Origin of the sequence: Nocardia sp. NPDC056564 (assembly GCF_042793755.1) — a bacterium.
Taxonomy (GTDB): Bacteria; Actinomycetota; Actinomycetes; order Mycobacteriales; family Mycobacteriaceae; genus Nocardia.
This window is the reverse complement of the sequence record NZ_JBHTUR010000024.1, coordinates 1-16430: the sequence shown is the minus strand read 5'-3', so window position 1 is coordinate 16430 and position 16430 is coordinate 1. Positions and strand designations below refer to the sequence as shown.

Genomic DNA, 16430 nt, shown 5'->3' with positions numbered 1-16430 from the left:
ACCGTGCTCGGCTGGAACGCTTACGCGGGAGGCGATTTCACGCCATCACGCAGTAGGTCGAAGGCGTGGTCGGTGGCTCGGACGGCGGCCGGGTAGCGGGCTGCGGCGGACTCGCCGTCGCGCAGGGCTTCGTGGTTCATCAGGATGAGCTCGCGGTAGACCACGATGATCTGGGCGGCGAGGAGGCGGGCGGTCAGGGGGTCGAAGCCGTTGTCGCGCAATGCCTCCGCCAAGGTCGCGACGCCGCGGGCGGAGTAGCGCATCAGCCTGGCGGCGAGAGTCTCGGTGCCGAAGACCAATTGGAGGAAGGCCATGATTTCGGGGGTGTCGTTGAGGCCGGTGTTCGGGTCGCGCCGGCGCAGCGCGTCCAGGTGGGCTTCGCGCAACGCGTCCAGGGGTGGTTGATCGGGACGGCGCGCGCGAACGGTGCGGGCCGCCTCGTCCTCGTGGTCGGCGAACCGTTGCAGGACCAGGTCTTCCTTGGTGGCGAAGTACGCGAACAGGGTGCGGCGGGAGACGTCGGCCGCCCGGGCGATGTCGGTGATGGAGACCTGATCGAAGCCTGATTCGAGAAACATGCCGATCGCCGTTGCCGCGATGTGCTCACGGATGCGGATCTTCTTGCGTTCGCGCAGGCCCGTCGGTTCGGTCATGAACACACTCTAGCGCATTGGTAGATCAAGTGTATTGTTGCATCGAGTCTACTTTTGGAGGATGACGTGAAAACCGAAGTGATCGTGGTCGGCGCAGGCCCGACCGGATTGATGCTGGCCAACGAGCTGACCCTGGCCGGAGTACCGGTGGTGGTGCTGGAGAAGCGGCTCACCCCGAGTGCCCAGTCCCGGGCGGGCGGGCTGCAACCGCGGACCGCGGAAGTGCTCGACCTGCGCGGAATGCTCGATCCGCTGCTCGACCTTTCCGTGCCGCGCGGCCAGTTCGGCGGGCATTTCGCCGGCCTTCCGGTCGAGTTGGATTGCCGGCCGTGGCGGACTCGTCACCCGTATCCGGTCGGCATCCCGCAGACGCGGCTCGAGGCGTTCCTCGAACAGCTCCTCCTCGACCAAGGCGTGCCGGTGCTGCGCGGGGTCGACGTGTCCGCGGTCGAACAGGATTCCGCCGGAGTCACGGTCGGCGACGTTCGTGGCAGTTATCTGGTCGCGTGCGACGGCGGGCACAGCACGGTGCGCAAGCTGCTCGGCGTCCCCTTCCCCGGGACCGCGGGCACGATGTCGTCGGTGGTCGCCGATCTCACGCTCGCGTCCCGATCCGACGCCGTGCCAACCACTTCCGAACATTTCAGCCGATACATGAAGTCCGCCAACGGTTACTTCACCACCCTGCATCCCATCGAGGGCGAGCTGTACCGGCTCATCTTCGGCAAGGCCTCCGATTCCCGACCCGATCGCGAAAAGCCGATCAGCGCAGCGGAAGTCAACGAAGCCCTAGCGGCGGTGTATGGACCGGAGACCCGGTTGGGCGAGCTGCGCGAGGCCTCCCGATTCAGCAATGCCACCCGGCAGGTCGAGCACTATCGCGAGGGCAGGGTGCTTTTCGCCGGGGATGCCGCCCACATCCACCTGCCGATCGGCGGCCAAGGGGTGAACCTCGGCATCCAGGACGCCGTCAACCTGGGTTGGAAACTCGCTGCGACAGTGCACGGTTGGGCTCCCGAGGGCTTGCTCGACAGCTATCACGACGAGCGTCACCCGGTCGCCGCGCGCGTGCTGCGCACCACCCGCGCACAGGGCGTGATCCTGAATCCCACCCAGGACGACAACATCGGCGCGGTCCGCGACATGTTCACCGACCTGCTCCGCCTGCCGGACGCCAACTACTTCATCTCGGGCATGATGTCGGGGCTCGACATCCAGTACGCCGGACTCGGCCCACGCATGATCGACCTCGACCTGACCACCCCGGACGGCCAGACCCGGGTGAGCACGCTGATGCGTTCCGGCCGTGGCCTGCTGCTCTCACTCGACGACACACCCCGGTCGATCGACCGCTGGTCCGACCGCGTCGACCACGTCACCGCCAAGGCCGACGACGACACCCCCACCGTCCTGATCCGGCCCGACGGCTACATCGCCTGGTCCGCCGCCGACGAGCAGCCACTCGAGGCGGCCCTCACCCGCTGGTTCGGCTGAACACCGACCCGTCGGTCGCCAATTTGCCGCGACGATAGGAGCCCGCCGCCGCTGACTACAGCGTGGGCGGGCCCTGGTTGATTCGGCGCATGACCGGGGCGAGGCGGTGCAGGGCGGGCGTGGTCATCAGTTGGCGTTCGTCCCACCAGGTTGCGCCGGCTTCGGCGTAGGGGGCGATCAGGTCGCGGGCTTTGGCGGGGTCGCCCGGGGTTATGCCGCCTACTATCACGTCGAAGTTGTTGAGGGCGGGGTCTTTTCGCTGTTCGCCGAGATACCCGAGGAGATCGCGGAATTCGTCGAGGGGCGGGATGGTGCCGTGGCCGCCGCTGAACAGGGGGACGACCCCGTCCCAGCGGGCGGCTCGGCGGATGGGGCGACGGTGGGGCCAGAAGCCGGCGATCCAGACCGGCGGGCGGGGGCGCTGGGTGGCGGCGGGAAGCAGGGTGACGTCGCGGACCTGATAGTGCTTGCCGTCGTGGTCGACCGGTTTACCGGACCAGTAGCGCTCCAGCAGATCCAGGCCCTCGTCGAGGCGCTCGGCGAGCAGGACTGGGTCGGTCGGTTCGCCGAAGCTGCCGAATTCGTCCTCGATCGGTCCGCCCAGTCCTGCACTGAAGATGACTCTGCCGCCGCTCAGCGCGTCCAGGGTGGCGACCTGGCGGGCGAGCTGCTCCGGGCGCCGGCGGGCTACCGGGGTGACCAGGGTGCCGAGCTTCAGGCGGGAGGTCGCCAAGGCGGCCGCCGTCAGGAGCATCCAGGGGTCGCCGAATGGCTGGCCTCGACGTTCTTTCTTGTCGAGAACCACATGGTCCCAGATGAAGAGCGCGTCCCAGCCTGCTTCCTCCGCCGCCTGAGCGGCCATGGCCACCGTTCGGGCGTCGGCGAAGTCCCCGAAGTTCGGAATGTTGATCGAGAATCGCATACCGGAATACTGCGGGGTCGGACCGCGGCAGGCAAGCGGAATGAATTCTGCCGCAACGGTGCTCAGCTCGGCGGACGCGCCGATCCAGCCGCTCGCCGGACTACCAGGGCAACGTTCCGGCGGCATCGAAATAGCCGCCGGTCGGGCCGTCCGGTGGCACCTGCGCCATGCGGACGATGATCTCGGCGCCCTGGGCGACGGTCTGAGTTCCGCTGTGCGAGTTCAGATCTGTCGCGGTATAGCCGGGCTCCACCGCGTTGATCCGGATATTCGGCAATGCCTTGGCGTATTGCACGGTGATCATGTTGACCGCGGTCTTGGACGCGGGATACGCGACGCCGGAATAGAAGTAGGCGGGCGCACCCGGAGTGGCGGCGTTCGCCAGCGATGCCAGCCCGCTGCTCACATTCACCACGACGGGCGCGGCGGAGCGGTGCAGCAGCGGCAGGAACGCGTGGGTCACCCGGACGACGCCGAAGACGTTCGTCTCGAACACCGTCCGCATCTCCTCGGCGGTCACCACCGCGGCGCCGATCTCGGCTCCGTCCTGAGACCGGGCTTCGATGCCGGCGATGCCCGCGTTGTTGATCAGCGCATCCAGCCCGCCGTCGGCGTCGATGGTCCGCACCGCCGCGGCGACGGACGCGTCGTCGGTGACGTCGATGACCACCGCCCGCGCACCCAGTTGTTCGGCGGCACGGCGGCCGCGTTCGGCGTCCCGGCTGCCGAGGTAGACGGTGTGGCCCGCCGCGACTAGCCGGCGGGCGGTCTCGAAGCCGAGGCCCTTGTTCGCTCCGGTGATCAGTGTCGTTGTCATGCGTCGAGCCTCGCGCCGAACCGCCAGGTCAGCCAGTCGTCTGGCCATCCTGGGACTGCTGATACCAGGCACGCGAGCCGCCGCGCGGGCAGACTGGCCAGCATGGCGACAGCGGAATTCGGGAAGGCGGTGCGGCGCTGGCGCGACCGGGTCGCCCCCGAGGCGGCCGGGCTGTCCACCGGTGGGCAGCGGCGCGCGCCCGGTCTGCGCCGCGAGGAGCTGGCGATGCTGGCGGGCATCTCGGTCGACTACGTCACGCGGCTCGAACAGGGCCGCGCGTCCAACCCGTCGACGCAGGTGGTCGAGGCGCTGGCCAGGGCGTTGCGGTTATCCGCGGTGGAGCGCGCGCATCTGTTCCGGCTGGCGGGTCTGGCCCTGCCGGACCCGGACACCGTGCCCACCTACGTCACCGCGAGCGTGCAGCGGGTGCTCGACCGGCTGACCGGAACGCCCGTCGCGGTCTATGACGCCGCCTGGACGTTGCTGCAATTCAACCAACCGTACGCGGCGCTGATGGGCGAGCCACCCGCACCCAACGACCCCAACCGCAACGGCGCGTGGCGCCATTTCGCCGGCCCCGGCATCCCCGCCCGCCGCACCCCCGAGGCCACGCTCGCCCACGAAATCTCGCTGGTCTCCGACCTGCGCACCGCCGCCGCCCAGTATCCGGCCGACCAGCGCCTGCGCAGACTCATCGCGGACCTGCGCGCCAACAGCACCCGCTTCACCGAACTATGGGACTCCGGCGCGGTCGGCCGCCGCGAGGCCGCCCAGAAGACGATCGACCACCCCCGGGTAGGCCCGCTCACCATGGATTGCGACGTCCTCACGGTGGCGGGCAGCGACCTCCGCATCATGATCTACACCGCCGCCCCTGGCACCGAAGACGCCGAACGCCTCGCCCTGCTCACCGTCCTCGGCACCCAGTCCCTGACCGGCTAGCGGACCAGGTGTCGCGCTCGCGCACCCCCGTGACCACCGCACACTCCGGAACCCGGCAGCGATCGTGCGGCCGAACCTGTCGGTGCCCTCTGGCAGGGTGACGGTGCAGTCGAACAACCTACCTGCTGGTCGTCGGGGTGGCCGTGGGGGAAGCTCGAGGTGGACGATGACTCCTTCGACGACGGCCGACGAGGCGGAGATCCGGGGATTGATCGATCGATGGGTGGAGGCGTTTCGTACGCGCGACGTGGACGCGGCGATGGCGATTCACGCCGCGGACACGGTGTCGTTCGACATCGTGCCGCCGCTGCGCTACGTCGGCACGGACACCTACCGCAAACCGTGGGAGGAGACGTTCGCGAACTTCGCCGGGCCGATCTATTTCGAGATCCGCGAACTGGATATCACCCTCGGCACCGACCTGGCGTTCAGCCGCAGCCTCAATCACATGATGGGCACGATGACCGACGGCCAGGACACCGACATCTGGCTACGCTGGACCGCCTGCTTCCAGAAGCGCGACGGCCGGTGGCGCATCGTGCACGACCACACCTCGGTGCCGACCGACTTCACCGACGGCACCGCGGTATTGAACCTCACCCCCTGACCGGACTCAGCCGCGCGCACCGAATCCCGCGGCAACCCAGCGAGCTACCGGTTGCGGATACCACAATCCGGAACGGCCGGGAAAACCACTGCGGGGAATGGGTTCCGGGGTCGGCGTGGCGACACGAAACGATCTCCGGGCGTGGCGCGATTGGGACATCATGCGTACCGACCTCACCTGCGGGGAGCGGCGGCAAGCCGTGCGACGGCTGGTTGCCGTGTGTCATCTGATGAATCAGCTCGTCGACCTGGCCGAAGGCGGCTCGTCGGAGCCGTTGATCGAGCAGGCGCACGCGACCCGCCGACTACTCCAGGATCTGGTGCTGGACATGGTCGCGTCGACTTACAGCCGCCCCTGACCCGCCCGGTCCCGAATTTGCTCGGGCGTGCCGACAATCCAGACGGGGCAGCAAACCGAACTTAGATGTGAAGGCATCGACGTTTCGGAATGAGGTCACGATGAGCACGCATCGACGCACCGGCGCGTCCGGCCAGGAGCGCCGGACCACACACCCGCACCAGCGCGGCTTCCCGACCGTCAGGCACGGTGTCGGCGACGCCCGGCATCCCGGGCGCGATGATTCGACGTTCAACCAGAGTCCGACATCGAGATCGGTTGCGCAGCAGTCCATGCGCGCGCGATTCGCACGGCGTTTGCGGTGCCACACTGACACCGTGCGGCTATCATTTGGTTAATCGTTCGGGGTACCGGGGGTCGGGTGGTAGCCGAGAGCGGCTCGGCGAGTCAGGACAAGGCAGGGGTTGAGTGGCCACGATCGCGCAATTGAGGGCAATTCTCGCGGTGCTGCATATCGACCCTGGCGACGCCGATGCCCCCGCGCACCACGACACCGCGGTCGAACGCGCGAAGCTGGCGGCGCTGTTGCAGCGCGTGTTCAGCAGCGAACTGCGCAGCGCGGTGACCAACGCGCCGGATCAGAACGAACTGGCCCGCCGCTGGACCGCGGCCAGCACCCAGCCCGCGCTGGACGGCGAAAACGCCACCGAACAGGCTCATTTCGACGCGCACTGGCTGCACAACCGGATCGACGCGCTGGCCCCGCGCGACACCTCGGACCAGGCCCCGGTGCTGCTCGACGCCGCGGCCCGCGCCGCCGAGGCCGCGCAGGTGCTGCTCTCGCTGAGCAGCGGCAACCCGCACGGCGACGGCACCGAATCGCTCTGGCAGACCGCGCTCGACGACCTGGCGTCCGCGTTCCACCTGATCAACGACGAGCACAACGCGATCACCCAGCCGATCGAGTAACCGCCTCAGCTCCGCCCGATCTTGGTGTGATTGAGCCGGAACTTGAACAGGGCGACCAGTCCGCCCGCGACGCCGACGGCGATCAGGATCAGGCACGGTTTCACGATGTCGCCGAACCCGGCGCCGTGCAGGATGACGTCCTGATACCCCTTCAACGCCCAGTACTGCGGCGTGTACGGCGACAACGCGCGCGCCCAGGCGGGCAGCGTGTCGCGCGGGGTGATGGTGCCCGCGAGTCCGCCGATGGCCAGCGAACCCACCTGCGCCATGATCGCGAGCTGATCGATGCTGCGGCACAACGACACAAGCGCGATGCCGAATCCCCAGGTGGCGACGGCGAGCGACGCGGTAAGCGGAACCAGCAGCCAGGTCGACCCCTTGCTGTGCAGATCCCAGAACGCGAACGCGACCACCCACAGGAAGGTCAGCTGGAACACCGAGAACAGCACCGACGGGAACGATTTCCCGATGATCACCTCGACCGCCCGCACCGGCGCTGCCCGCAGCCGATCCCAGGTCCCCCACTCGTGTTCGCGGAAGAACGAGGCACCGAGCAGGGTGGTGATGAAGAACGCGAACAACACGATGGTGCCCGGCCCGGACTGTTCGATGCCGGTCGCGTCGAAGTACCCGGTCAGCCGCAACTGCGCCCGGTTGGCCGGCGTCAGGAACGCCATCATGCCGATCGGCAGCACCATCATCACGATGAGCTGGGCCGGATCGGATCGAATGCGGCGCAGATCGGCCCAGGACAACGCGCGTACCCGGTCGACAGCGGAGTCATGCAACAGCATCTCGGATCCCTTCCACGGGCGGCTCGTCCGCGTCCTGCGCCGCGCGCATGATCGCCAGGTACGCGTTCTCCAGGTTCGGGTGGTGGATCTCCGCGGCCAGCAGCTGGTCGGTATCGGTGTCCAGGGTGGCGAACAGCTGCGCGAGCAGCTGGCCGGGCGTATTGGTCGGGATGTTCAGCCGCTTCGACTCCAGCACCACCGCGCCCGGTGCGGCGAGGAAGCCGCCGAGGCTCGCGGGGATGGCCGCGGAGAACTCCAGGCTCACCGCCGATTGCGCGTGCCGCTCGACCAGATCCGCGGCGCTCCCCTGGGCCAGGATCCGGCCCTGATGCAGGACGACCACGCGGGCGTCGAGCACTTCGAGCTCGGGCAGGTAGTGCGTCGCGTAGACGACGGCAGCGCCCTGATCGGCCAGGTTGCGCACCTCGACGAGCAGGTCCTGGCGCGCCGAGACGTCGGCGCCGACGGTCGGCTCGTCGAGCCAGAGCACGTCCGGCTCGTGCAGCAACGCCATCGCGGTGTGCAGCCTGCGCTGCTGACCGCCGGAGAGCTGATGCGCCCGCGTGGTCAGGAAGGGCGTGACCCCGAGTCGCTCGCCGACCTCGGCGATGCGCGCGGTCAGGTCCTTGCGCCCGACGCCCATGAGCCGGCCGAAGAAGATCAGGTTCTCCGCCGCGGTGAGCGTCGGGTACACGCCGAGTTCCTGTGGCGCGAACCCGAGTTTGCGCCGCGCCTGGCGGGGATTGCCGCGAATATCTATGCCGTCGATGCGCACCGTGCCGGAATCGGCCGCGGTGAGACCGGACACGATCGACGCCGTGGTGGTCTTGCCCGCGCCGTTGGGGCCGAGCAGCCCGACGATCTCGCCCGGCTGCACGATCAGATCGATCCCGGTGAGGACCTGCTTCTTACCGTACGACTTGTTCAGGCCTGCGATCTCCAGCATCGCGCACCTCCTCACTCAGAATTGGCCATGGTGCGCCCCAGCCTGCGGCGCCGAGCACCGAGACTTCCCCGGCGACCACGTCGCCCGCGGAGAACGCGTTGACGATGTCGGCGGCGACGGGCGCGATGGGGTTGCTCACGGCACGCCCGCCCGGGGTGTTGGTCAGATCGGTCCAGAGCCGCGGTGGGCGGACCACCACGACATTCCAGGGATGGTGTCGCGCAACGTATTCCGCGAGACCCTCGACGGCCGCCTTGGCCGCCGCGTAGTGCGGCCACCAGCGCGGCGGCGCGAGCACCGCCTCGGACGAGATCAGCACGACCGTCGCGCCTTTGCGCAGCCGCGGCGCGCACACCGACAGCGGCGCGAACACCAGGCGGGTGCTCGCCGCCATGAACTGCGCGGCGGTCTCGACCGCGTCGGGCGCTAGCGGCAGCGTCGGAATCGCCGGTGCGGCAAGGAGAACCACGCCGTCCAGCGGGCCTTCCGGCAGTGCCGCGCCCAAAGCCCAGCCGTCGCTGGCGTCGGCGAGCACCGGCCACAATCGGTCCCGGTAAGCGTGCGACGCGGCCGCCAGCACCTCGGGCGCCCTGGTGCAGCTCACCAGCACGCGCGCGCCCTGGCTGGCCAAACCCAGCGATACCGCGGCGCCCAGGCCGCGGCTGCCGCCGACGACCAGGATGGTGCGTCCGGCCAGCGCCGCCGAGGGCGGCAGGATCGCGGCCAGTTCCGCCGGATCCGGTCCCGGCACCGACTCTCTGATCAAACTCTGCACGGTGACATCGGCGCTGGCCCCGCAGCGCATGCCCGCGCGCAGCGTGACGAGGCCGGATCGCCGGTCGACCTCGGGTTCGTTCGTCTCGAATTCGACCGCGCCGGAACCGGATCCGTGCAGCACGACGGTGCACGCGACGAGCAGCGCGTCCCGGCCGGGCGTGCACATCCCGGTCCAGTAGCTCGCCCAGCCCAGCACGGCCGCAACATGTTCGGGCACCCGGCCGCCGATGACCCGTGACACCAGGCCCGCGATCAACGGATAGTCGACCGAATACGACCCCTTCTCCCGGCCGGGCGCCTGCGCGGAATCACCGGCCACATCGGCCAATCCGAGCACCCGCGGCGCGTCCCGCCGCGGCTGATCCTCGGCGGCGGGACCGCACCACGGCAGCACCGAGCCGAGCCGGCAGCGGATGCCGACCACCTCGATCCCGCCGAAGCTGACCCGCCCGCGAGCCTCGCTCTCCGACACCGTCCAGTCCACCTCATAGCGGCGGCCCGGAATCGTGGGCTGGCGGAAGGTCGCCCGGATCTCGCGCACCGCCATCGGATCGGTGGTCTCGGCCAGCGCGGCCAGCGCGAGGGTGACCACCAGCGCGCCGTGCGCGACCGGCCGGCCGTAGGGCGATCGGTGCCCGAAGTCGTTGTCCACGTGCAGCGGATTGCGGTCGCCGACCGCGGCGGCGTAGGCCGCCACATCCGTGTCGGTGACCCGGAAGACCCTGGAATTCATGACACCCGCTCCCGCCGTGCGGCCGCGACGGACGCGGCGATCTCGGCGAGGGAGGGTTCGGAGGTGAGCGTGCTCTCCGGAAGTTCCACCGCGAAGGCGCGTTCCACCGCGTAGACCAGGCGCACCTGGGCGAGCGAGTCCCAGGTGTCCATGTCGTCGCGCACGGTGTCGGCGCCGTGCGCGGCCGGCTCGCCGACCACCTCGGCGAACAGCTCGAGCAGTTGCTCCATCAGATCACTAGCCATGTTGCCTCTGCGCCTCTCGCACATGCGGGCTGCGCGCGAGTGCGCCGCCCGAAAGGTCGTAACCGAATACCGACCCCTGTTCGGACTCCGCTTCGAGGGCGAAGCCGTGCCCGGGGTACAGGTCGCGCACCAGCGCGTTGCGGGCGGTCGGGAGATACCGGCCCACCAATCGCGAACTGCCCTGTGCCAGCGCCCATTCGGCGACGGCGGCCAGGAGATTGTCTTCCGCGTTCCGGCCGATCACCCGGCAGCTGAGCAGCAGGGTGTCGATCTCGACGGCGCGGCCGTCGCCCACCACCTCGGCCAGCAGCACGCCGACGATGCCGTGGTCGGCGAAGCGGTCCCGCAGGCGCAGGGTGGCGGCGAACCATCGCGGGTCCTCGGCCATCTTCCGGACCTGGATCTGGGTGTGTCTGCGGGTGGTCAGGTTGAACTGGTTGGTCTTGGCGATCAGCTGCGCGGCCCGGTCGAGGGTGGTGCTGTCGATCGGGTCGATCGTGGCCACCATCTCCAGGCCGGCCAGGAATTCGTCGAGGTCATCCGTCGCGGTGCGCTCGGCGGCGGCCAGCGCCCGGTAGGAGCGCTGCCTGGTGAAGTCCTCGCTGGACAGCGAGCCGGGATGCAGCCAGGGCAGCGCCGCGAGTTCGGTGGCGAACCTGGCGGGTGCGGCGGGCAGGCACAGCGCGCGCACCTCCGGGTGCGCGGCGACCACCTGGGCGCATTCGGCCGGGTTGTCGTCGACGAAGGCGATGCTGTGCGGGCCGAGCCGGATCCGGTCCGAGATCTCCTGGAGCTGTTCGGATTTGGGCCGCCAGTCGGCGACGATATGGGTGAAGTCCTCGACCCGCAGCACCATGCCGGGCGCCTCGGCGATCGCGCGCAGGGCGAGGTCGCGATCGTTCTTGCTGGCCACGGCGAGCAGCACCCCGCGCTCGGTCAGCGCGCGCAGGTAGCGCTGGAAGTCGGCGAACGCCTCACCGTCGGGGCCGGTGCCGACGCGGATGCCGTCGATGCCGTCGTCGCCGAGGACGCCGCCCCACAGGGTGCCGTCGAGATCCACGACCACACACCGCGCGCTACGCCCGCGGTCGGCGGCGATCGTGTCGGCGATGGCGGCGGCCAGCCAGGGCAGGCTGTCCGGCGCGTACGGCTGGCGCACGCGGTACCAGCTGCGCGGATCTTCCCACTGCCGCAGGCCGACCTGGGCGGCGAGCTGTTCGATATCGACGAAAAGCACTCGCCCGGAGGCCTGTTCGGCCAAGCGGGTGTTGATCTCCCGAATGCGGTGCGACAGCGATTGCGGGGTGCGCCAGGCGGCCGGACCGTAGGCGTCCACGGCGGGCGGTGCGAAACCCAGCTGGACGACCCGGACACCGGAACGCGCGGCCGCGTCCCAGAGCCCGACCCAGCGGTTCACGGTCTCGTCGACCGTGCCGGTGACGTCGTGATGGGTAGCGGCCAGGACTACGTAATCGCCTTCGCGGAAGGGTGTTCGGGGCGCGAGCAGCACCTGCTCGACCTGACCGAACGGAAACTCCAGGAGTTCGGGCCGCAGTCCCGCGCGGGCGCCCGCCAGCGGCAGCAGCTCGGCCAGGAAATCGGTGGTGTAGGTGGCCAGCAGCGCCACCCGCACCGCGATCCCGGACTCGTGCGTCAGCGCTTTCGCGCGCTGCGTCCACACCAGGTAGCCGTCGGCGGGCGAAAGCCGCACTGCCACATCGGTTGTCATGACTACTCCCGCCCGGTACGCGGATTGTGCGCGAAAGCCGAGTGCTTGCCCTCGAATTCGGCGAGCGACAACAGCGTCTCGGCGATGTGCGCGGTCGGTACGGTGCCGCCCGCGGCGGCGCGCATCCTGGCGTGCATCAGCAGCGGCGGCAGCTTGCGCCACTCGACGAGCGCACGTTCCCAGTGCTCGCGCCCCGCCGCGTCCAGCAGGTCGGCATCGAGGTCCGACGCCCACAGCAGCAACTCGCGCTGGCGCAACGCCTGCCACAGATCGTCGATCTGGGTGAAATCGCTCGGTGTCGAGGCGAACTGGTAGCGACTGGCCAGCGCGATGAGCGCGTCGGCACCCACCAGACGGTCCGCGCCGGAGGCGAGCGGCGCGACCGGATGCGCCTCGAGCCATCGGTAGGTCTTGCCTGCGTGAATCGCGGACGAACCGGCCATCGCGCGTTCGCGCAGCAGCGCGACCGTGTGGTCCTGGCCGAGACCGACCGACCATGCACGCAGCTCGGCCGCGGCGAGCACCGGAATCCGTTGCCCGGCCTGCTTTCCCAGCTCGGTGGTCATGGTCAGCGGGTCCTCGATCACCCAGCCCTCGATGGTCTCGACGACGGCCAGCCAGTGCGGGGCGTGCCAGCGCTGATACCCGTGCTGCCAGGGCAGGTGAAAGATATCGGCGAGCAGCACCACCGAACCGTGCTCGGCCACTTGCTCTTCCAGGGCGTGGTAGGCGGTGGCCCAGTCGTCGTCGCCGTTCACCCGCAGGCCGAGGGCGGGCAGCGGCGGGACCGCGTCGTGCTCGAACAGCAGCAGGTCGTCTTCGACGGGACTGACCGACAGGGTCGGGCCGCCCGCGAGTAGCGGCCGCCACCAACGCGTTTCGCCACGCGCCACCAGGGCGCTCGCCAACGCCGCGGTGAAGCAGGTCAGCTTGTCGCCGTGCGTCGCCAGGGCCGTGGTCATTTCGCTCCCCGGAGCGTGCCGTCGAGGTAGGCGGTGCGCGAGGCCGAACGCTGGATCTTGCCGCTGGACGTGCGCGGAATCGCGCCGGGGCCGAGCAGCACCACCTCGTGCACACCGACGTCGTGGATGCTGAAGATGGCCTGGCGCACCGCGTCCCGCAGTTCCTTGGCGAGCGCCTCGTCCCCGGACGGGATGCGGGCCTCGACGAGCACCACGATCTTCTCCTGCACGCCGATCTCGACGGAGAAGGCCGAGCAGCGGCCGGGCAACACCAGCGAATGCGCCTGTTCGGCGGCGTCCTCCAGGTCCGGCGGGTAGTAGTTGCGGCCGTCGATGATGATCAGGTCCTTGAGCCGGGTGGTCGGGTAGATCTCGCCGTCGTGCCGGAAGCCGATGTCGCCGGTGCGCAGGTAGTACTTGCCGTCGCGCGGCGAGAGTTCGCCGCGGAAGGTGTGTTCCGTCTCCTCGGGGCGGTTGTAGTAGCCGGCGCAGACGGCCGGGCCGGACACCCAGATCTCGCCGAGCCGATCATCGGGCAGCGCCACCGCGGTCTCCGGGTCCACGATCTGGACGGTGGTGCCCGGGGCCGCCGCGCCGCCGCTGACGATGTCCGCGCCGTGCTCGGCGACGACCACCCGGCCGGTGGCGAGCGCGTCGCGGTCCACGGTGAGGGTCTGCACCCCGGACCGCGTCCGCCAGTTGACCGAGACGATCAGCGTCGATTCGGCCAGTCCGTACCCGGCGATCAGGGTCGACCGGGCCAGCCCGTGCTCGGCGAACGCCGCGTGGAACTTCTCGATCGTGCTGACCCGCACCGGTTCCGCGCCGGACAGGGCGTAGCGCCACCGGCTCAGGTCGATGCCGTCGAGTTCCTTCGGGCCGATGCGTTCGGCGCACAGCTCGTAGCCGACATTCGGGGCGGCGGCGAAGACCTGCGCAGGGTTGTCGCTGATGGCCTGGAGCCAGCGTTCGGGGCGGCGCAGGAACGACGTCGGCGACATCTGCACCACGCCGTGGCCGTTGATGATCGGCATGATCACGCCGACCATCAGGCCCATGTCGTGGAACAGCGGCAGCCAGCTGACGAAACCGACCTCGTCCTCGGCGGAAATGCCTACGTGGTACATCATTTCGTAGACCTGCCGGGCGTTGTCCAGCAGTCCGCGATGCGGCACCATCACCCCGGCCGGGGTGCGGGTGGAGCCGGAGGTGTACTGCAACAACGCGATCTGCTCGCGGTCCACCAGGACGGGTTCCCAGTCGATGGCGAGCTTTTCGTCGACCTCGCCGGTGGTCACGACGAGCCGGGTGGTGTCGGTCGGCGAATTGTCCAGCCAGGCGGTGACATTGGCGAGCGAGCTGTCGGTGGTCACGATGCAGGCCGGGTCGGAGTCGACGCAGACCGCGTCGATGCGGCCGTTGGAATTGTGCGCGCTCGGCGGATACAGCGGCACCGCGATGATCCCGGCGTAGAGGCAGCCGAAGAACGCCTTCACGTACTCCAGGCCCGGCGGCAGGAGCAGCACCGCCCGATCGCCGGGGTGCGCGACCTGGAGCAGCGTGGCCGCGTATGCCCGTGCCGCACGGTCGATCTCGGCGTAGGTCAGCGACTCGGTCGCACCGTGCTTGGCGGTCGAGTCCGGGTAGCTGAGGAAGCTGTAGGCGACCTTGTCCGGCCGGTGCGCGGCCTGGTTGGTCAGCGCGCGGACCAGGGTGTCGTACTCCAGCGCGCCCCCGGTGAGCAGTGTTGTGGTCATACTCCGACCTCCTGTGGTGACGGCGCGGCGAGGAAGCCGACCTTGCGGAAGTAATCCAGGTAGCGGATGAACAGGTCACGGGAGACCGGCGGGCACGCCACGCCGACCCGGTCCAGCGCGGTGACGGCCTGGTCCACGTCGAACTGGATGAGCGGGGTGAGACCGTCATTGGCGCTCAACAGGCTCAGCACGCTGAACGACGCCGAACCCGGTCCCGCGCTCGCGGCATGCGCGGCGATCGCGTCGCGCCACCGGTCGAGCGCCACCAGTTCCACCGGCAGGCCGCTCTCCCGCAGCCAGCCGATGGCGTCGGTGAAGGTGCACGGCTCCGGGTTGCGCAGGTGGTAGATGTGCGCGCCCGGCTTCGGGTCGCGGGCCAGTTCGACCATCGCCGCGCCGGTGAAGTCGGCGGGCGCGAGGTCCACCGCGAAGTCCACCTCCGGCGCGAGACCGACCTCCTGGCTGGCCTTGACCAGCAGCCAGAAGAAATCGCTGGTCTGGCAGGCGCCGGTGCGGCTGTCGCCGCCGATGCGGCCGAGCCGGAACACACTCACCGGCAGGCCGCGCTCGCCCGCCTCGGTGACCATCCGCTCGGACACCCACTTGCTGCGCAGGTAGCCGAGGGACAGTTGGGTGGGATCCTGCGCGACGCGGGGTTCGGCGACCCGCCCGTCGACCGCGTCGCCGGGGCCGAGCACGTACAGCGAGGAGACGAAATGCAGTGGTGCTCCGCTGGTTCGGGCCAGCGTGAGCAGCTCCTGGGTGCCATGGACGTTGGCCGCCGCCAGCACCCGGTACGGCAGCGCGAAGTTCACCTGCGCGCCGTTGTGGTAGATCGCCTCGATCGTGCGGCCCAGCAGCAGGAACTGCTTCTCGGACAGGCCGAGTCGCGGTGCGGCCAGATCGCCGAGGACCGGGACGACCCGATCGAACGAGTCCCGGGGCAGTTCGTAGCTGTCGAAGGTGGCCGCCAGGCGCGCGCGGGCCGCTTCCCGGCTGTCCGCCCGCACCAGGCAGTGCACGCGGGAGTCGGTGCGCGCCAGCAGTTCGTGCAGCAGGAACGCGCCGACGAACCCGGTAGCACCGGTGAGCAGTACCTCGCCGGTCGTCGGCGGAGTCACGGCCCACGGTGCGGCAGGCCAGGATTCGATCGCGGCGGCCACCTCGGCCTCGAGATCGATCGCCGACTCGGTGGCGGCCTCGCCGGCGAGCAGCGCGACCACGCCGGCCACGGTGGGCCGGGCGAACAGCGAGCCGAGCGGAATGTCCTCGCCGAAGCTCTGCTTCAGCCGCAGGATCAGCTGCGCGGCCAGCAGTGAGTGGCCGCCGAGGTCGAAGAAGTTGTCCTCGCGGCCGACCCGCGGGATGCCGAGGACGTGCGCGAAGACGCCCGCGACGCGCTGCTCGAGCGGCGTGCGCGGCGGCTCGTACTCCAGGGTGTTGCGACGCAGAACCGGGGCGGGCAGCGCCCGGCGGTCCAGCTTCCCGTTGGCGGTCAACGGGAATTCGTCCAGCACGAGGACGGCCGCGGGGACCATGTGCTGCGGTAGTCGCCGCGCCAGGTGGGCGCGCACATCGACGACGAGATCGTCGCGGGCCTTGACCCGCAACGGATCCGAGATAACCAGGTCGTCCGGCCATTCGGCCGCGCGCGCCACGGGGATGGACGGCAACGCGACGTCCCACCCGGTCACCACGACGTCGTAGCGGCCGCCGGGTCGGCGCAGCGCCTCGATCCGGTAGGGCACCCGATCGGCAAGGGCCAGATAGTCTTCCGGGCTGACGC

At 69.7% G+C, this 16430-nt stretch carries 16 protein-coding genes; 5 read left to right on the top strand and 11 right to left on the bottom strand.

Annotated elements, in window-relative coordinates:
* Positions 1-20: 20 nt before the first annotated feature.
* Positions 21-653 carry a TetR family transcriptional regulator gene (locus ACFQ9K_RS38740; RefSeq protein ID WP_378723880.1) on the bottom strand — a complete coding sequence of 211 codons (633 nt, stop codon included), beginning with the start codon at positions 651-653 and terminating at the stop codon, positions 21-23.
* Between the two features lie 66 nt (positions 654-719).
* On the opposite strand from ACFQ9K_RS38740, the gene ACFQ9K_RS38735 reads away from it, so the two are divergent.
* Entirely contained in the window at positions 720-2147 is a 1428-nt protein-coding gene (locus ACFQ9K_RS38735; RefSeq protein ID WP_378723877.1) for an FAD-dependent monooxygenase, read from the top strand.
* Positions 2148-2202: 55 nt separating this feature from the next.
* Here the strand turns inward: ACFQ9K_RS38735 and ACFQ9K_RS38730 are convergent, their stop codons facing one another.
* Both ACFQ9K_RS38730 and ACFQ9K_RS38725 read right to left on the bottom strand, forming a co-directional pair.
* Positions 2203-3069: an LLM class flavin-dependent oxidoreductase gene (locus tag ACFQ9K_RS38730; RefSeq protein WP_378723874.1), complete on the bottom strand. Its 867-nt coding sequence runs from the start codon at positions 3067-3069 to the stop codon at positions 2203-2205.
* A 100-nt stretch (positions 3070-3169) separates the two neighbouring features.
* A complete protein-coding gene (locus ACFQ9K_RS38725) occupies positions 3170-3886 on the bottom strand; it encodes an SDR family oxidoreductase (RefSeq protein WP_378984316.1) in 717 nt (238 codons plus the stop codon).
* A 102-nt stretch (positions 3887-3988) separates the two neighbouring features.
* Here ACFQ9K_RS38725 and ACFQ9K_RS38720 point away from each other — a divergent pair, with 102 nt between their 5' ends.
* The 4 genes from ACFQ9K_RS38720 to ACFQ9K_RS38705 all read left to right on the top strand — a co-directional run bounded on the left by ACFQ9K_RS38720 (position 3989) and on the right by ACFQ9K_RS38705 (position 6701).
* On the top strand, positions 3989-4828 hold the full coding sequence (locus ACFQ9K_RS38720) for a helix-turn-helix transcriptional regulator (RefSeq protein WP_378722598.1): 840 nt from the start codon (positions 3989-3991) through the stop codon (positions 4826-4828).
* 166 nt (positions 4829-4994) lie between these two features.
* Positions 4995-5435 carry a YybH family protein gene (locus ACFQ9K_RS38715; RefSeq protein WP_378722597.1) on the top strand — a complete coding sequence of 147 codons (441 nt, stop codon included), beginning with the start codon at positions 4995-4997 and terminating at the stop codon, positions 5433-5435.
* Between the two features lie 115 nt (positions 5436-5550).
* On the top strand, positions 5551-5793 hold the full coding sequence (locus ACFQ9K_RS38710) for a hypothetical protein (RefSeq protein ID WP_378722596.1): 243 nt from the start codon (positions 5551-5553) through the stop codon (positions 5791-5793).
* 425 nt (positions 5794-6218) lie between these two features.
* On the top strand, positions 6219-6701 hold the full coding sequence (locus ACFQ9K_RS38705) for a hypothetical protein (RefSeq protein ID WP_378722595.1): 483 nt from the start codon (positions 6219-6221) through the stop codon (positions 6699-6701).
* Positions 6702-6706: 5 nt separating this feature from the next.
* Here the strand turns inward: ACFQ9K_RS38705 and ACFQ9K_RS38700 are convergent, their stop codons facing one another.
* The 8 genes from ACFQ9K_RS38700 to ACFQ9K_RS38665 all read right to left on the bottom strand — a co-directional run.
* On the bottom strand, positions 6707-7495 hold the full coding sequence (locus ACFQ9K_RS38700; protein ID WP_378722594.1) for an ABC transporter permease: 789 nt from the start codon (positions 7493-7495) through the stop codon (positions 6707-6709).
* Positions 7482-8441 (bottom strand): ABC transporter ATP-binding protein, encoded by a 960-nt coding sequence (locus tag ACFQ9K_RS38695; RefSeq protein WP_378722593.1) that lies wholly within the window; start codon positions 8439-8441, stop codon positions 7482-7484. Before ACFQ9K_RS38695 ends, ACFQ9K_RS38700 begins: the two co-directional genes overlap by 14 nt.
* Entirely contained in the window at positions 8404-9951 is a 1548-nt protein-coding gene (locus ACFQ9K_RS38690) for an SDR family NAD(P)-dependent oxidoreductase (RefSeq protein WP_378722592.1), read from the bottom strand. The genes ACFQ9K_RS38695 and ACFQ9K_RS38690 overlap by 38 nt, the downstream gene beginning before the upstream one ends.
* Positions 9948-10196 (bottom strand): acyl carrier protein, encoded by a 249-nt coding sequence (locus ACFQ9K_RS38685; RefSeq protein WP_378722591.1) that lies wholly within the window; start codon positions 10194-10196, stop codon positions 9948-9950. Before ACFQ9K_RS38685 ends, ACFQ9K_RS38690 begins: the two co-directional genes overlap by 4 nt.
* Positions 10189-11925, bottom strand: a complete 1737-nt coding sequence (locus tag ACFQ9K_RS38680; RefSeq protein WP_378722590.1) for an HAD-IIIC family phosphatase — start codon at positions 11923-11925, stop codon at positions 10189-10191. Before ACFQ9K_RS38680 ends, ACFQ9K_RS38685 begins: the two co-directional genes overlap by 8 nt.
* Before the next feature lie 2 nt (positions 11926-11927).
* Entirely contained in the window at positions 11928-12887 is a 960-nt protein-coding gene (locus ACFQ9K_RS38675; protein ID WP_378722589.1) for a hypothetical protein, read from the bottom strand.
* Positions 12884-14644 (bottom strand): fatty acyl-AMP ligase, encoded by a 1761-nt coding sequence (locus ACFQ9K_RS38670; protein ID WP_378722588.1) that lies wholly within the window; start codon positions 14642-14644, stop codon positions 12884-12886. The genes ACFQ9K_RS38675 and ACFQ9K_RS38670 overlap by 4 nt, the downstream gene beginning before the upstream one ends.
* On the bottom strand, positions 14641-16430 hold a 1790-nt coding region (locus ACFQ9K_RS38665; RefSeq protein WP_378984313.1), incomplete at its 5' end, for a thioester reductase domain-containing protein. The genes ACFQ9K_RS38670 and ACFQ9K_RS38665, both read right to left, overlap by 4 nt.

Excerpts from the sequence above, each read along its gene's own strand:
- ACFQ9K_RS38740 (WP_378723880.1), bottom strand. The coding sequence starts at position 653 with ATGACCGAACCGACGGGCCTGCGCGAACGCAAGAAGATCCGCATCCGT.
- ACFQ9K_RS38730 (WP_378723874.1), bottom strand. The coding sequence starts at position 3,069 with ATGCGATTCTCGATCAACATTCCGAACTTCGGGGACTTCGCCGACGCC.
- ACFQ9K_RS38725 (WP_378984316.1), bottom strand. The coding sequence starts at position 3,886 with ATGACAACGACACTGATCACCGGAGCGAACAAGGGCCTCGGCTTCGAG.
- ACFQ9K_RS38720 (WP_378722598.1), top strand. The coding sequence starts at position 3,989 with ATGGCGACAGCGGAATTCGGGAAGGCGGTGCGGCGCTGGCGCGACCGG.
- ACFQ9K_RS38715 (WP_378722597.1), top strand. The coding sequence starts at position 4,995 with ATGACTCCTTCGACGACGGCCGACGAGGCGGAGATCCGGGGATTGATC.
- ACFQ9K_RS38700 (WP_378722594.1), bottom strand. The coding sequence starts at position 7,495 with ATGCTGTTGCATGACTCCGCTGTCGACCGGGTACGCGCGTTGTCCTGG.
- ACFQ9K_RS38695 (WP_378722593.1), bottom strand. The coding sequence starts at position 8,441 with ATGCTGGAGATCGCAGGCCTGAACAAGTCGTACGGTAAGAAGCAGGTC.
- ACFQ9K_RS38690 (WP_378722592.1), bottom strand. The coding sequence starts at position 9,951 with ATGAATTCCAGGGTCTTCCGGGTCACCGACACGGATGTGGCGGCCTAC.
- ACFQ9K_RS38685 (WP_378722591.1), bottom strand. The coding sequence starts at position 10,196 with ATGGCTAGTGATCTGATGGAGCAACTGCTCGAGCTGTTCGCCGAGGTG.
- ACFQ9K_RS38680 (WP_378722590.1), bottom strand. The coding sequence starts at position 11,925 with ATGACAACCGATGTGGCAGTGCGGCTTTCGCCCGCCGACGGCTACCTG.
- ACFQ9K_RS38675 (WP_378722589.1), bottom strand. The coding sequence starts at position 12,887 with ATGACCACGGCCCTGGCGACGCACGGCGACAAGCTGACCTGCTTCACC.
- ACFQ9K_RS38670 (WP_378722588.1), bottom strand. The coding sequence starts at position 14,644 with ATGACCACAACACTGCTCACCGGGGGCGCGCTGGAGTACGACACCCTG.